Source organism: Streptomyces abyssomicinicus, from assembly GCF_008974245.1.
Classification (GTDB): Bacteria; Actinomycetota; Actinomycetes; order Streptomycetales; family Streptomycetaceae; genus Streptomyces; species Streptomyces abyssomicinicus.
This window is the reverse complement of sequence record NZ_BBZI01000010.1, coordinates 174,881-188,553: the sequence shown is the minus strand read 5'-3', so window position 1 is coordinate 188,553 and position 13,673 is coordinate 174,881. Positions and strand designations below refer to the sequence as shown.

General features: G+C 75.8%; 12 protein-coding genes and 2 pseudogenes. 7 read left to right on the top strand and 7 right to left on the bottom strand.

The features are described 5' to 3' along the window. Positions 1-11 precede the first annotated feature (11 nt). Positions 12-952, bottom strand: a pseudogene (locus tag GBN72_RS23990) (ADP-ribosylglycohydrolase family protein). 320 nt (positions 953-1,272) lie between these two features. On the opposite strand from GBN72_RS23990, the pseudogene GBN72_RS36085 reads away from it, so the two are divergent. The 3 genes and pseudogenes from GBN72_RS36085 to GBN72_RS23980 form a co-directional block, all read left to right on the top strand. Then, a pseudogene (locus GBN72_RS36085) lies at positions 1,273-1,575 on the top strand (GNAT family N-acetyltransferase); the annotation flags it as partial. Between the two features lie 99 nt (positions 1,576-1,674). After that, complete coding sequence (locus tag GBN72_RS34655; protein WP_151774190.1) at positions 1,675-2,226, top strand: tetratricopeptide repeat protein; 552 nt, start codon at positions 1,675-1,677, stop codon at positions 2,224-2,226. A gap of 35 nt (positions 2,227-2,261) precedes the next feature. Then, positions 2,262-2,636 carry a VOC family protein gene (locus tag GBN72_RS23980; RefSeq protein WP_151773968.1) on the top strand — a complete coding sequence of 125 codons (375 nt, stop codon included), beginning with the start codon at positions 2,262-2,264 and terminating at the stop codon, positions 2,634-2,636. 44 nt (positions 2,637-2,680) lie between these two features. Here GBN72_RS23980 and GBN72_RS23975 read toward each other — a convergent pair whose 3' ends face one another. Further along, positions 2,681-2,902, bottom strand: a complete 222-nt coding sequence (locus tag GBN72_RS23975; protein WP_151773967.1) for a hypothetical protein — start codon at positions 2,900-2,902, stop codon at positions 2,681-2,683. A 132-nt stretch (positions 2,903-3,034) separates the two neighbouring features. Between GBN72_RS23975 and GBN72_RS23970 the strand changes: the two genes are divergently transcribed. Both GBN72_RS23970 and GBN72_RS23965 read left to right on the top strand, forming a co-directional pair. Next, the gene (locus tag GBN72_RS23970) at positions 3,035-3,790 is read left to right on the top strand and encodes a TetR/AcrR family transcriptional regulator (RefSeq protein WP_246212822.1); all 756 of its coding nucleotides are present in this window, start codon (positions 3,035-3,037) and stop codon (positions 3,788-3,790) included. A gap of 256 nt (positions 3,791-4,046) precedes the next feature. Next, positions 4,047-5,717 carry a TlrC/CarA/OleB/SrmB family ABC-F type ribosomal protection protein gene (locus GBN72_RS23965; RefSeq protein ID WP_151773966.1) on the top strand — a complete coding sequence of 557 codons (1,671 nt, stop codon included), beginning with the start codon at positions 4,047-4,049 and terminating at the stop codon, positions 5,715-5,717. On the opposite strand, the gene GBN72_RS23960 is transcribed toward GBN72_RS23965, so the two are convergent. The 3 genes from GBN72_RS23960 to GBN72_RS23950 are packed head-to-tail and all read right to left on the bottom strand — an operon-like array spanning position 5,692 to position 8,450. Next, positions 5,692-6,066, bottom strand: coding sequence for a VOC family protein (locus GBN72_RS23960; RefSeq protein WP_151773965.1), 375 nt, complete (start codon positions 6,064-6,066; stop codon positions 5,692-5,694). The two genes, GBN72_RS23965 and GBN72_RS23960, sit on opposite strands and share 26 nt — an antisense overlap. A 12-nt stretch (positions 6,067-6,078) precedes the next feature. After that, positions 6,079-7,248 (bottom strand): amidase family protein, encoded by a 1,170-nt coding sequence (locus GBN72_RS23955; protein ID WP_151773964.1) that lies wholly within the window; start codon positions 7,246-7,248, stop codon positions 6,079-6,081. Continuing rightward, positions 7,245-8,450: a M20 family metallopeptidase gene (locus GBN72_RS23950; protein ID WP_246212820.1), complete on the bottom strand. Its 1,206-nt coding sequence runs from the start codon at positions 8,448-8,450 to the stop codon at positions 7,245-7,247. Before GBN72_RS23950 ends, GBN72_RS23955 begins: the two co-directional genes overlap by 4 nt. Before the next feature lie 211 nt (positions 8,451-8,661). On the opposite strand from GBN72_RS23950, the gene GBN72_RS23945 reads away from it, so the two are divergent. Further along, a complete protein-coding gene (locus tag GBN72_RS23945; protein WP_151773962.1) occupies positions 8,662-9,627 on the top strand; it encodes a TauD/TfdA dioxygenase family protein in 966 nt (321 codons plus the stop codon). Between the two features lie 75 nt (positions 9,628-9,702). Here GBN72_RS23945 and GBN72_RS23940 read toward each other — a convergent pair whose 3' ends face one another. Further along, positions 9,703-10,323: an L-threonylcarbamoyladenylate synthase gene (locus GBN72_RS23940; RefSeq protein WP_151773961.1), complete on the bottom strand. Its 621-nt coding sequence runs from the start codon at positions 10,321-10,323 to the stop codon at positions 9,703-9,705. Positions 10,324-10,372: 49 nt separating this feature from the next. Then, the gene (locus GBN72_RS23935; RefSeq protein WP_151773960.1) at positions 10,373-11,704 is read right to left on the bottom strand and encodes a hypothetical protein; all 1,332 of its coding nucleotides are present in this window, start codon (positions 11,702-11,704) and stop codon (positions 10,373-10,375) included. Positions 11,705-12,096: 392 nt separating this feature from the next. Here GBN72_RS23935 and GBN72_RS23930 point away from each other — a divergent pair, with 392 nt between their 5' ends. Further along, positions 12,097-13,530, top strand: a complete 1,434-nt coding sequence (locus tag GBN72_RS23930) for an MFS transporter (protein ID WP_439959809.1) — start codon at positions 12,097-12,099, stop codon at positions 13,528-13,530. The last annotated feature ends 143 nt before the right edge of the window (positions 13,531-13,673 follow it).

The window sequence follows — 13,673 nt, the reverse complement described above, 5'->3', positions numbered from 1 at the left end:
CCGCGCCGCCGTCACGCCGTTCCGCGGGCGGCCAGTTCCTCGGCCAGGGCCGTCAGTTCGGCGGACCGCAGCACCCGTCCGCCGGAACCGGGCAACGGCACGTGCAGCGGCTCGGTCCAGCGGGCCGGGACGGCGGCGGCGCCGTGGCGCGCGCCGGCGAGCGTTCCGGTGACCGCCGCGACGGTCTCCGTGTCGCCGCCCAGGTCGACGGCGGCCCGTACCGCTTCCTCGTAGCCCGAGGTGGTGCGCAGCGCCCACACGGCGGAGCCGAGGCAGGGCCAGACGGCACCGTTGAACTCGGTGGCCAGGTCGGGGTGCCAGTCCGGTGCGAGGACGGTGGCGTACCGCTCGCGGTGGGGTGGGGGCACCTCGGCGAGAACGCCGTCGACGGCGTCGAGCGGGTCGTCGCCCTCGAGCGCCACCCGCACCAGCTCGTGGAGGATGGCGGTGCCCTCCCAGGCGGCGCGGTCGCCGTGCGTGAGGGCGGCGATCCGGCGGGCGGCGTCCATGGTGGCCCGGCGTCCCCGGGCGGCGAAGGCGACGGCGGGCACGGAGGCACGCATCAGTGCACCGTTCCCGGCGGCACGGATGTTGACCTGGAAGTGGAAGGCGGCGGCCTGGTCCCAGGGCAGGCCGTTGGTGAGCACGTCCTCGGTCTGCAGGCCGATGTCCTTGGGGTCGGCGCGTGCCCAGCGCTGGAAGCGGCCGAAGACGTCCGGCAGGTCGAGTGCGCCGCGTTCGAGCAGGGACTGGCCGATCAGGACGGCCATCTGCGTGTCGTCGGTGGCCTCGCCCGGGTCCCAGCCGCCTCCGCCGCACATCTCCCCGCCGACGCCGGGCCCGGAGAACCGGGCGCTGAAGGCCCCCGGCGGTCCGAACTCGAACGGGCGCCCAACGCGTCCCCCACCGCCGCCCCCAGCACGGCGCCCACGGCGCGCTCCCTCCGGTCCATGGCGGCAGCGTAGCCGGGGGCGCGGCGGGGTCCGAGGTGCGGTGGAGCCCCGTGGGGCGGAGGTGAGCCTCGGCCCCCGTCCCACGGGGCGGATCGGGAGGCGGGCGGCCGCCCCCGCCGACGCCCGTCCTTGCTCCGCAGCATGACCGGACGACTCCTGGTCCGCATCGGCCGAATCACCGGCGCCCGGAATCCGCTGGGCTCCGCACCGTTCGTCGGCGACAATCCGGGGCGTGACGATCCGATCCGTACATCCGCACGAGCTGCCCCTGCTCCAGGAGATCGAGCGCGCCGCGGGCCGCCTGTTCGCCGGGATCGGCATGCGGGCCGTGGCCGACGACGAACCGCTGTCCCTCGACCGGCTCGAGCGGTACCGGAAGGCCGGGCTCGCCTGGGTGGCCGTGGACGCGGCGGACACGCCGGTCGGCTACCTGGTGGCCGAACCGGTGGACGACGCCCTCCACGTCGAGCAGGTGACCGTCCACCCCGGCCAGGCGCGCCGCGGTGTCGGCCGCGCCCTCGTCGACCACCTGGAACGGCACGCCGCGGCCGAGGGCGTGCCGGCCCTGACCCTCACCACGTTCGCCGAGGTGCCCTGGAACGCGCCCTACTGGTCCCGCGTCGGTTTCGTCCCGCTGCCCGCGGCGGCCTGGGGCCCGGGACTGCGGGAGGTCCGGCGCCAGGAGGCCGCGCACGGCCTCGACGCGTGGCCACGCGTCGCCATGCGGAAGGCGGTGACGGCCGGCGCGACGCCGTCCGGCACGGCACCGTCCGGCGCGACGCCGTCCGGCGACGGGCGGCTCGCGGAGGCGGTCCGGCTCCGGGAGGCGGGCGAGCCGGAGCGGGCCAGGCGGCTGCTGCTGTCCCTGGCCGCCGAGTTCCCGGGAGACGCCCGGATCGCCTACCAGACCGCCTGGGCGCACGACGTCCTCGGGCTGGAGGCGGAGGCCGTGCCGTTCTACGAGCGGGCCGTCGCCCTCCCCGGCCTCCCGGAGGAGGACCGGCGCGGCGCGCTGCTCGGACTGGGCAGCACCTACCGGGTGCTGGGGCGCTACGCCGACGCCGTCCGCACCCTGCGCGCGGGGGTCGAGGAGTTCCCGGACGACGGCGGCCTGCGGGCGTTCCTCGCCATGGCTCTCCACAACACCGGGGAGCACCACGAGGCGACGGCCCTGCTGCTCCGGCTCCTCGCCGCCACCAGTGACGACCCCGGCGTGCGGGCGTACCGGCGGGCGATCGAGTTCTACGCCGGGGACCTCGACGCCACGGTGTGAGCCCTCCGGGCCGTCCGGCCTGCTTGGATGTGTGCATGACCGCTGTCCGGAACGCCCCCGCCCGTTTCAAGGACCTCTGCCTGGACGCCGTGGACCATCAGGCGCTCGCCGACTGGTGGTGCGCGGCGCTCGGCTACGTCCGGCGCGAGTCGCCGGACGGTGCGGAGCCCGAGCCGCAGTGGCCGGTCCCGATCGTCGACCCGGCCGGTGCGGGTCCGCTGATCTGGGTCAACCTGGTCCCGGAGCCGAAGACGGTGAAGAACCGCATGCACCTCGACGTCTCCGGCGACCCGGTGCGCCTGATCGCCCTCGGCGCGACGCTGCTGCGCCGTCCGGACGAGGACGTCCACTGGCACGTCCTCGCCGACCCGGAGGGCAACGAGTTCTGCGTCTTCACCCCCGACGAGTGAGGAACCCGGTCTCCCGCGCCCCTCCTCCCGCGGGTGGCAGGGGCTCAGCGGCGGCGCCCGAGAGCCTTGGCGCGTCCGTGGGACCAGCCGGCCAGGAGCGCTCCGGCCACCGTGACCACGGCGTGGACGGTGAGCGTGGCGGCGAAGCCACCGGGGAGGTTGCGCAGCAGGCCGAGGTCCTGGTGATCCAGCAGCAGCCGGACCAGCCCCTGGCCGGCGACGGCGAGCAGGATCATGCCGGCGACTTGCAGAAGGTCGTACTTCACGGACCGCTTCTCCTACGGGTCGGGTGGTCTCTTGATACGTCGCGTGCGTTACGGACGTATCCATGGGACCGCGTCGCCCTCCCGGTCGAACAGTCCTTTCCTCACACATTTCCGCCTCCGGAGAGTGCCCGCGTGCGTGACGAAATCCAGCGCTCCTGCCGGGTGTGCGGCGCACCGGTGGCGGCGACCGGGCGCGGACGGCCCCCGCTGTACTGCTCGCGCAGTTGTCAGGCGCGGGCCTACCGGCGGCGCAGGACGGCGGCGGAGGCGGCCCAGGCCCCGGCCGCGGCCGCGGCCGCGGGGGAGACCGGCGACCGGTCCGCCAAGCGGCGGCGCGTCGCCGAGGCGGTGTGGCGCATCGCGGCGGAGCACGGGCTGGAGGCGGCGACCATGCGCAGGATCGCCGGCACGGCGGGGATGTCGCTGCGGATGGTGCAGTACCAGTACGCCTCCAAGCAGGACCTGCTGCTGGACGCGCTGCGCAGGCTGCACGCGGAGAACGAACGGCAGGCCAGGCGGCGGATTCCGGCGGACACCACGGATCCCCGGTCCCTGCTGACCGCCGTGCTGCACGAGTTCCTTCCCGTGGACGGCCAACGCGTCCTGTCGCTGCGGGTGTTGAACGCCTATTACGCGCGCAGCCTCACCGATGCCGCCCTCGCCGCGGTCTTCCTGCCGGACCAGCACCCGTTGGAGGAACTGGTCGCGTCCCTCCTGGAGGCGGCACGGTCCGTCGGCCACCTGGCGCCCGGCGTGGACCCGGCCCACGAGGCCGATCTGCTGGTGGCCGGCGCCACCGGCCTCGGCATGGACGTGCTGCACGGCCGCCGCCGCCTCGCCGACGCCCGTGCGGTGCTGGAGTACCACCTGGCCCGGCTCCTGGGCTGACGGGCGGCCGGACCCGCCGCGCCTGCCGGACCTGCCGGGCCTCCCGGGCCTCCCGGGCCTCCCGGGCCTCCCGGGCCTCCCGGCCGGAAAAACGATGGCACGCCCTGCCGGACCCGGGTACCTTCTCGCCCATGGGATCTCTGTGACAGCCCCCGCACCGCTCCGGCGTCGAGCACGGCTCCGCCGTTGACCGGTGCTGCCCGCCTCCACTTTCCGTACTTCCCGTCTCGGCATGCCGAGAGGCGAGGGGCTGCTCATGCGCGCGTCAGTCACATCCCAGCTTTCCCTGCACGGTGTCTCCCAGCGGTACGACGACCGCACCGTGTTCGAACAGGTCTCGCTCTCCCTCGCCCCCGGCGAGAAGGCCGGTGTCGTCGGCGACAACGGCGCCGGCAAGTCCACCCTGCTGCGCCTGCTGGCGGGGGTGGAGCGCCCGGTCTCCGGGGAGGTCACGGTCGTCGCCCCGGGCGGCGTCGGGTACCTCCCGCAGCACCTCGCGCTGCCGCCCGGGGCGACCGTCCAGGACGCGGTCGACCTTGCGCTCGGTGAACTCCGGTCCATGGAAGCCCTGTTGCGGCAGAAGGAGAACGCACTGACCGAACTTTCACCCGGCCCCGGCCTGGACACGGCGCTGGCCTCCTACGCCGCGCTCCGGGCCCGGTACGAGGCGCGCGAGGGCTACGGCGCCGACGTGCGGGTGGACATGGCGCTGAGCGACCTCGGGCTGCCCGGACTGGACCGGTCGCGTCCGCTGGACACCCTGTCCGGCGGCGAGCGGTCGCGGCTGGCGCTGGCCGCGACGCTGGCGTCGCAGCCGGAGCTGCTGCTGCTCGACGAGCCGACCAACGACCTGGACGACCGGGCGGTGGCCCGCCTGGAGGAGCGGCTGCGCCGCCATCGCGGCACGGTGGTGGCGGTCACCCATGACCGGGTCTTCCTGGAACGCCTGACCTCGACCGTGCTGGAGGTGGAGGAGGGCCGGGTCACCCGCCACGGCCACGGGTACGCCGGTTACCTGACCGCCAAGGCGGCCGAGCGCCGGCGGCGGCGGCAGCGCCACGACGAGTGGCGGGAGGAACTGGCCCGTTCGCGGCGGCTGGCCGAGGCGGGCGCGGCGCGGCTGGAGGCGATCCCCAGGCGGATGGAGAAGGCCATCTTCGGCGCGGCCGCCTTCCGCGCCCGGGGCCGCTCCCACGGGGCGATGGGCCGGATCCGGAACGCCAAGGAACGGATGGAGCGGCTCACCGCCTCGCCCGTGGCGCCGCCCCCGGACCCGTTGTCCTTCCGTGCGGCCCTCGTCACGGCGGCCGGAGCGGAGGCAGGTTCCCGGCCTGCCGCCGAACTGTCCGAGGTGGCGGTGGGCTCGCGCCTGCGCGTCCCGGAGCTGCGGCTCGATCCGGGTGAACGGCTGCTGGTCACCGGGCCCAACGGCGCGGGCAAGAGCACCCTGCTGCGGGTGCTCGCCGGTGAGCTGACGCCGGACTCGGGCACCGTGCTGACGCCCGGGAGGGTCGGACACCTGCGGCAGGAGGAGACTCCGTGGCCCCGCTCCGCCACCGTCCTGGAGGCTTTCGCGGACGGACGGCAGGGCGCCCGGGACGAGCACGCCGACCGGCTGCTGTCGCTCGGTCTCTTCGAGCCCGCCTCGCTGCGGCTGCGCGTGGGGGAACTGTCCTACGGGCAGCGGCGGCGGATCGAGCTGGCCCGGCTGGTCGTGGAACCGTTCGACCTGCTGCTGCTGGACGAGCCCACCAACCACCTCTCCCCCGCCCTGGTCGAGGAGTTGGAGACCGCTCTGGCGGACTACGCCGGAGCGGTCGTCCTGGTGACCCACGACCGGCGGATGCGGGAGCGGTTCACCGGCACGCGGCTGGAGCTGGACGGGGGCGAGGTGTGTTCGCTCAGGCGCCCCATGACGTGTCGATGACGCAGAACCTGTTGCCGTCCGGGTCCTCCAGCACCACGAAGTCGGCGTCCTCGGGGTAGAGGTCCCAGTCGGTCCGCCGGGCGCCGAGGGCCAGCAGCCGCTCGATCTGGGCGGCCTGGTCCGCGGCGTCGTCGGCGTAGAGGTCGAGGTGGACCCGGGGGTGCCGCTGGACAGGCGTCCCGCTGAGCATCAGCGCGAGCTGGGGCGCGGCGGCGCCCTCGGCGGGCACCAGCACCGCCCAGCGGTCCTCGGGTTCCTCCCGTGGCACGTAGCCCAGCGCCTCCGTCCAGAAGTGCAGGGCCCGTTCCATGTCGTCGACGCCCAGCACGAGCGATCCGATCTTCAGCATGGGCCCCATTCTTCACACCGTCACGCCCGCCGTCTCCCGGACGGGCCGGGCCGCCGCGGCGACGGACAGCAGGTCCACCTCCCGGCCGTGACGGGCCACCAGCTGGAGGCCCACGGGATCGCCGGCCGCCGTCAGCCCCGCCGGCACGCTGAGGGCGGGATGGCCGGTGATGTTGAACGCCCAGGTCAGGGCGACGCTCATCACCTCGCCGGGACCTTGGTGCCCGTGGGGCGGGTTCGGGGTGGTGGGTGTGGCCAGCAGGTCGTGCCCGGCGAAGAGGGCGTCCACGGCGCGGGTCAGCGCGCGGCGGAGCGGCTCGGCCCTCGCCGTGTCCCCGCCGCGCAGCGCGCTCCAGCAGGGCGCGGGGGCCGGCAGGCGCACCGCGTCCTCGCGCACCCGCACCGCTTCGGCCGCGGCGAGGCGCGCGAGTGCCGTCCGGGCGGTGGCGGCCACGGCGGGGTCGGTGTCCGCGAGGCCGAGGGTGGCCGACCACAGCACGGTCCGCGGAGCCCGGGGTGTGCCCGCTTGCGCCGCCGTCGTGGTGCCCGTGAGGACGTCCAGCGCGGCGGCGGCGTCCGCCACGCAACGTGTCAGCGGGCCGGGGGTGTTGAGCCCCGCCCGGTCCCGGGCGGGCAGCCGGCCGTTGGTGGGTTTGAGCCCCACCACGGAGCACCAGGCGGCGGGGATGCGGACCGATCCGGCGCCGTCGCTGCCGGTGGCGAGCGGAACCATGCCCCGGGCGACGGCCGCCGCGGACCCGGCGGAGGAGCCGCCGGGGCTGCGTCCGGCGTCGTGCGGGTTCAGGGTGGGACCGTGCGGTGTGGCGCCCCAGGTCTGCCAGGCCGTGCCCGGTCCCGGGGTGGCCGTGGCGCCGACCGGCACGCAGCCCGCGGCGAGCAGGCGGAGGGTCTGGAAGGACGTCGTCCCCTCGGTGGCCTTCACCCCGATCGGCACCCCGGCCAGGGGCAGCGCCTCGCCCGCCGCGAGTCTGCGGTCCACCTCGGCCGCGGTCCCGGCGGCGAGCCCGGGCCACACCTCCGTGAAGGCCCTGGTGCGTGGTTCCTCCCGCTCGATCCGGGCGAGCGCCGCCTCCACGACCTCCGCGGCGCGCACCTCCCCGGCCCGGACGAGTGAGGCGATCCGCAGGGCCGTCAGCCGTGGATAGTCGTCGGCGAAGCTCATGACCCGCCCAGGAGCAGGCCGACGGCGCGCCGGTACACCCCGTACACGCGGGGCAGTTCGGCCAGGTGGACCCGCTCGTCGGTTCCGTGCAGCCCCTGGTGGGGGAGGCCGAAGCCGGCTGTGGCCGGCACTCCCTCCCCGGCCAGCAGGTTGCCGATGTTGGAGGGCCCCGCGACCTTCGCCCCGACCTCCAGTCCGGCCTCGGCGGCGGCCTGCAGCAGGGCGGCGGCCGGCTGCCGGTCCCCGGCCAGCCGGTAGGCGGGCCAGGAGGCCACCGGTGCCACGTCGGTGGGCCGCGGGCGCGGGGCCCCGGCCTCAAGCCCCTCGGCGTCGAACGCCCCGGTCCCGAACCCCTCGGCGTCGAACGCGGCGACGACCGCCCGCACCAGTCGCTCGGCGGCCCGCGGCCCGAACTCCACCGTGGTGCGCACATCGACGTTGACGTCGCACCGGTCCGGCACGACGGAGAAGCCCTCGCCGCCGCCGATCGCGGTGACCGTCAGCCGTGGCGGCAACGGGAAGGAGTCGCGGGGCAGTTCGGCCGCGTCGAGCATCCGCACCAGTCGTGCCGCCCGGGAGACCGCGCCCACCACCTCCCGCCGCGCGCCCGAATGTCCGGACGGGGCGTGCACGGTGAGCACGCAGCGCCACAACCCCCGCCCGCCGACCACCACGTCACCGATCCCCGGGTACCCGATCATGACGCCCGCCGGCCGCCGGGCCCGCGGGTCCGCGAGGTAGGCCCGCGCGCCGCCGAAGCGCCCGGTGTGTTCGTCCACGTCGAGCAGGACCGCCAGGCCTCCGGCCGACTCGTCGGCGCGCGGGGCGATCTCGGCGGCCAGGTGGCAGAACATCGCCGCCGCCGTCTTGGAGTCCGCCGCCCCGCGCCCCCGCAGCCACCCGTCCACCACGTCCCCGGCGGTGGGCGGGAACGACCAGGCGCTCTCGTCCCCGAAGGGCGCGGTGTCCGCGCAGGCGTCGAGCGTCCACCACTGCCCCGGCCGGCCACCGGCGATCTCCACCAGCAGCCCGGCCGTGGTCCCGTCGGGACCCCGCAGCCGGCGGTGGGGAAGTCCACGCCCCGTCAGCCACCGTTCCAGGACGCCGAGCACCGGCCCGTAGTCGTCGATCCCGCCCCTGCTGGGCGTGCGGACCAGCTCACGCGCCAGCGCGACGACGGAGCCGAAGACGTCGTCGTCCACACCCTCACCCTTCGTCGGCCGTTCGGCAGCACCGTACGCTGCCGGGGCGGCACCTGGCGGCACGACGGAAGGTCCGATCACCCGTCGTACCACCCGCTCTTCGGCTCCTCCGGGCCGAGAGGGCAAGGCGGCGAGGGGGCGGGCGGGCTGGGGACGCCCTGGCCCCGAGGCCCTCTTGCGCCCGCTTTCCCCCACGGCCGAGGCTGAGGGCATGGTGACGACACGTACGGCAGCCGGCCCCCGGCAGACCCTGGAGATCACCCCGGTCGCCGGTCACATCGGCGCCGAGGTCGGCGGCGTCGACCTCGCCGGCGATCTGCCGCAGGCCGCGGTGACCGCGATCCGCGCGGCGCTGCTGCGCTGGAAGGTGCTGTTCTTCCGCGGCCAGCGCCTCGATCACGCCGCCCACGTCGCGCTCGCCCGGCGTTTCGGCGAGCCGGTGGTGCTGCCCCGCCGCGGCGGGGCGTCCCCGTCCGGGTTCCCGGAGGTGGAGACCACCGCCGACCGCCTGGAGCTGGGCGGCCGGTTCGGCATGGACCACGAGGAGTGGCTGGAGCGGCGCCGTCACAGCCTGCTCCGCGGCTGGCACTGCGACCACGGGGCCCGCGTCGACCCGCCCGCCGCGACGATCCTGCGGGCGGAGGAGGTGCCCCCGTACGGCGGTGACACCACCTGGTCGAACCTGGCGGCCGCCTACGCCGGCCTGTCGGCGCCGGTGCGGGCGTTCGCCGACGGGCTGCGCGCCGAGCACCGGCTCGGCGTGGGCTACCAGCCCCGCCCCGGTGAGGACGCCTACGTCCGCCATCTTCTCGGCCGCCAGGTGGCGACGGTGCACCCGCTGGTCCGGGTCCATCCGGAGTCCGGCGAGCGGTCGCTGTTCGTCAACGGCTACTACCTGGAGCGGATCCAGGAGCTGTCCCGGGCGGAGAGCACCCGCGTCCTGGAGATGCTGCTGGAGCAGGCCGTCCGCCCCGAGTACACGGTCCGGTTCCGCTGGGAGCCGGGCAGCGTGGCCTTCTGGGACAACCGCTCGACGATCCACCTCGCGCCGAGCGACCACACGGTGTCGGGCGCGCCGCGGATCATGCACCGGGTGATGCTGGCCGGGGAGGTCCCGGTGGGCGTCGACGGCCGCGCCTCCGAACCGCTGACGGGGAGCCGGCCGGGCGTGTGGTGAGAGGTCTCGCGCCGCCGGCGTGCCGCCTGCGAAGGAGGCGGCACGCCGGAGCCCGGCGGTCGGCCGGGCCCCCTCCTACTCGAACGGCGTCGGGTCGCCCGCGCCCCGGCGGACGATCTCGGGCACTCCCTCCGAGAAGTCGACCACCGTGGTCGGCGTCGTCCCGCACTCGCCGGAGTCCAGGACCGCGTCGACCACGTGGTCGAGCCGCTCCTTGATCTCCCAGCCGATGGTCATCGGCTCCTCGTCCCCCGGCAGGAGCAGCGTGCTGGAGAGCAGCGGTTCGCCCAGCTCCTCCAGCAGCGCCCGGACCACCGGGTGTTCGGGGATCCGCACGCCCACGGTCCGCTTCTTGGGGTGGGCCAGCTTCCTGGGCACCTCGCGGGTGGCCGGGAGGATGAAGGTGTACTGGCCCGGTGTCGTCGCCTTCACCGTCCGGAACACGTCGTTGTCGATCTGCGCGTACTGGCCGAGCTGCGCGAAGTCGCGGCAGACCAGCGTGAAGTGATGCCGGTCGTCCAGCTGGCGGATCGCCCGGATCCGGTCGACGCCGTCCTTGCTGCCCGTCCGGCATCCCAGCGCGAAGCAGGAGTCGGTGGGGTAGACGATCAGCGCGTCCTCCCGGAGGCTCTGCGCCACCTGGGCGATCGTGCGCGGCTGGGGATTGTCGGGGTGAACGTCGTAGTACTTGGCCATTCGACGAGCTTAGGGCCGGTCCCCCGGGGCGGGGGACCGGTTCGGGGGTCTACGGGCGTTCGCGACGCGCCTTCCCGGCGTCCTTCATCCGTTCCAGCGACCGTGTCAACTGGCGCAGCGAGAAGCCGGAGCCCTGCGACGGGGTCCTCTCCCCCTCCGCCGGGTCCTCCGGGCGCGGGGCGGGCAGCGCGGCCGGCCCCGCCGAGGCGCGGAGCGCGGTCAGCGCCTCGTGGGCCTGCTCGGCCGCCTCCCGGTAGAGGTCCCGGGAGCGGGTCATCGCCTCCAGTGCCTCCTTGTACATCACGACCAGCCGCTCGGCGTGCGCCAGCCGCTCCTGGAGGGTCACCAGGTGCCACTGCTCGCGCATCACCCGCACGCCCTCGGCGGCCCCCTCGGGGAGCGGGGCGGGCAGGCCCGCGAACCGGTGCAGCGCGTCGATGAGCGCGGTGGGCTCCGAGCCGTCGAGGAAGACGGAGCGCACCGTGAAGCCGGGGCGGTCGTAGCCGGGGCGGGCCGGCTCGCCGGGCAGGACCACGGCGCCGCCGCGGGGCACCTCGATGCCGTGGTCCTTGAGCGCCCAGTTCACCGCGCGGTACTGGTCGGGGGCGGCCCGGTGCTCGATCACCCGGTGCCGCAGCCCGGCCGGGAGCCTGCGCACCAGGGGGCGCAGGCCCCGGGCGTCCGGGGTCATCGCCTCGTGCACGACCACGTGGATGTTCCAGCCGTCGCGGGCGCAGTCCTTCAGGAGCTTGCGCAGCTCCTTGTCGTCGGGCAGCCGGTTGATCTCCAGGGTCCGCAGGTCAGCGCCGCGCATGCCCCCCACGTGGACGCAGTCCCAGCCGTCCGCGGCCTCCCGGGGCCAGAACATATCGGCCGGCGAGGGCCACCGCGGGTCCCACACGCTCTCCGCCTCGGCGACCAGCAGCCACTCCCGGCCCTCGGGGGCACGTCCGAGGGCGTGCGCCAGACCGGCGGGGGCGAGGGTGAGTCCGGGGGCGGCCCCCGGCAGGAAGCCGCCCTCCGGGCCGACGGTGAGCCGGGCACGGACGGTCGTGCCGTCCGGGGCGCGCCAGCGGGCCTCGAACGACTGCACGCCGTGGTCCACGCCGCCCGCCCCGCCGGCGTCCCCGTCCGGGGAGGGAGCCTGCTGCGCGGGGGCGGACGCCGGCGAGGGGGCCGCCGGGTGCGTCAGGTACGGGATCTCCGCGGGGTCCAGTTCCAGGTGGGCGTCGACGACGGCGGCGTCCTGCATCTGGCGCAGGTGCCGCCGCACGACGGCGTCGGCGAGCGGGAGCGTGCAGCGGCCTCGGGCGTACCAGACGGCGGTGGGGGCCGGGCCGCTGCTCGGGGGTGCGGGGTGGGCGGTGGCGGATTCGCTCATGGGATGGGTGCGCGAAGACCTTCCGTGCTGTGCTGCGGCGTGCGGGGGGTGCCCCAGTATCGTCCCCCGCCCGAGGTCGGAGCCCTCATCCGGGTCCGGGAGCACCCTTGTGAGAAACCCCACCCGGGCTCCGACTCCCGTTCCACGACGGGGAGTTACCCCGAAAGGGTGACTATTGGACACCCGTTCGGAAAGCACTGTGGGGTCCGCCGGGCCATCATGACGGTCGGGCCTCTGCTCGGGCCGTTCCCCTGCCCCGTCCTGAAGGCGTCTTCCCCTTGCTCTCCTCCTCTCCGGCCGGCCGGTCCCTGACCGCCCGCCTCCGCTCCGCCCGTCCCGCCGGCCGCCCGGACGGCCGCCGGGGCCCCTGGCGCTCGCTGCGCCACCGGTCCATGCGCTGGTGGTCCCTGGCCAACCTGGTCTCCAACGTCGGCACCTGGATGCAGCTCACCGCGCAGAACCTGCTGGTGCTCGAGCTCACCGGGTCGGCGGCCCTCACCGGGCTGTCGGTGTCCCTGCAGGCCGCACCCGGCCTGCTGCTGGGCCTGGCCGGAGGCGCCGCCGTCGACGCGTGGCCGCGCAAGCTGACCGCCGCGGTCAGCCAGGCGCTCCTGGGCGTGATCGCGGTCGTCACCGCGGTGCTCATCGCCCTCGGCCAGCTGAACGTGGGCGTGCTGATGGCCCTCGCCGTGGTCACCGGGCTGATCGCCACCGTCGACGCCCCGGCCTGCGCCCTGCTGGGCAACGACCTGGTGCCACCGCGCGACGTCCCCTCGGCGATCGCCGTCGGCTCGCTGGTGCACGGTGTCGGCCGGCTCGGCGGTGCCGCGGCGGCGGGCGTGCTGGTCAGCTGGTGGGGCGCGGGCGCTGCCTACGCGGCGAACGGCCTCTCCTTCCTGTTCGTCGCCACCGTGATCCCCTTCCTGCGTCCGGCGCCGGGCGCCGTGCCGGTGGAACCGGTCGCCGCCCCGGCCGGAAAAGCCCCTGCCGGGAAGGCGTCCCCCGGTAAGACGCCGGCCGCCGAGCGACGGCGCGGGACGGGGGCGCGCGAGGGGCTGGTCTTCTTCTTCCGGCGGCCGCGTCTGGTGGCGCTCGCCGTGATCACGGCGATGAGCAGCGTCTTCGGCCGCAACTACACACTGACCCTGGCCGTCCTGGTGACCGGGCCGCTGGCCGGCGGTGCGGCCGAGTTCGGCGCGGTCTCCACGGTGCTGGCGGTCGGCGGCGTGGTGGGCGCGGTGCTGGCGGGGCGGCTCACCGCCCCGACGGTGCGGCTGGTCGGCACGATGGCGGCGGTCGGGGGTCTGCTGCAGGTCGCGGCGGGGCTCTCGCCGAGCCTGGCGGTGCTGATGGCCCTGATCGTGCCGATGGCGATCGTGGAGTCGGTCTCGGACACCGCCGGGACGACCGTGCTGCAGACGGATCCGCCGCCGCGGATGCGGGGGCGGGTCCTCGGGGTGTGGCGCAGCGTGAGCACCGGGTGGGGGCTGGTGGGCCCGCCGCTGCTGGGACTGCTGATGGAGTGGGCGGGGGCGCGCGGCGCACTGGTGATCGGCGGCGTTCTCATCGCCGGCGTGGTCGGCGCGGGAGCGGCCCTGCACGGCCGCCGCTCCCCGGCCGCCGCCTCCCCCGCCGTGGCCTCCCCGGCGGCCGTCTCCCCGGCCGAAGCCGGCGCGGCCGTGGCCTCCGCGGCCGTGGTCTCCGCGGCCGTGGTCTCCGCTACGGCCGGGGCGGCACGCCGCCCGGCGGCACCCGCGGCGGTCCCGCTGATGCCCGCGCCCCTCGACGGTGCCCACGACGCCGTCGCCGTCCCCACCCGGGCCTAACCCGGGCCCACTGCCCCCAGCTCCTGCCCCTGCCCCTGCCCGCACGGCGCGGCCTGACGCGGGCGCCCGGGCGCCGCTTGCCGCTGCCGCAGCGTCAGCGCCTAGCGTCGTACCCGTCGCCGCGACGTGCGGCGACGGGAACG

Coding starts and splice junctions, on each gene's coding strand:
- GBN72_RS34655 (WP_151774190.1), top strand. CDS start 1,675: ATGCGGAAGGCGGTGACGGCCGGCGCGACGCCGTCCGGCACGGCACCG.
- GBN72_RS23980 (WP_151773968.1), top strand. CDS start 2,262: ATGACCGCTGTCCGGAACGCCCCCGCCCGTTTCAAGGACCTCTGCCTG.
- GBN72_RS23965 (WP_151773966.1), top strand. CDS start 4,047: ATGCGCGCGTCAGTCACATCCCAGCTTTCCCTGCACGGTGTCTCCCAG.
- GBN72_RS23960 (WP_151773965.1), bottom strand. CDS start 6,066: ATGCTGAAGATCGGATCGCTCGTGCTGGGCGTCGACGACATGGAACGG.
- GBN72_RS23955 (WP_151773964.1), bottom strand. CDS start 7,248: ATGAGCTTCGCCGACGACTATCCACGGCTGACGGCCCTGCGGATCGCC.
- GBN72_RS23945 (WP_151773962.1), top strand. CDS start 8,662: ATGGTGACGACACGTACGGCAGCCGGCCCCCGGCAGACCCTGGAGATC.
- GBN72_RS23940 (WP_151773961.1), bottom strand. CDS start 10,323: ATGGCCAAGTACTACGACGTTCACCCCGACAATCCCCAGCCGCGCACG.
- GBN72_RS23935 (WP_151773960.1), bottom strand. CDS start 11,704: ATGAGCGAATCCGCCACCGCCCACCCCGCACCCCCGAGCAGCGGCCCG.
- GBN72_RS23930 (WP_439959809.1), top strand. CDS start 12,097: ATGCGCTGGTGGTCCCTGGCCAACCTGGTCTCCAACGTCGGCACCTGG.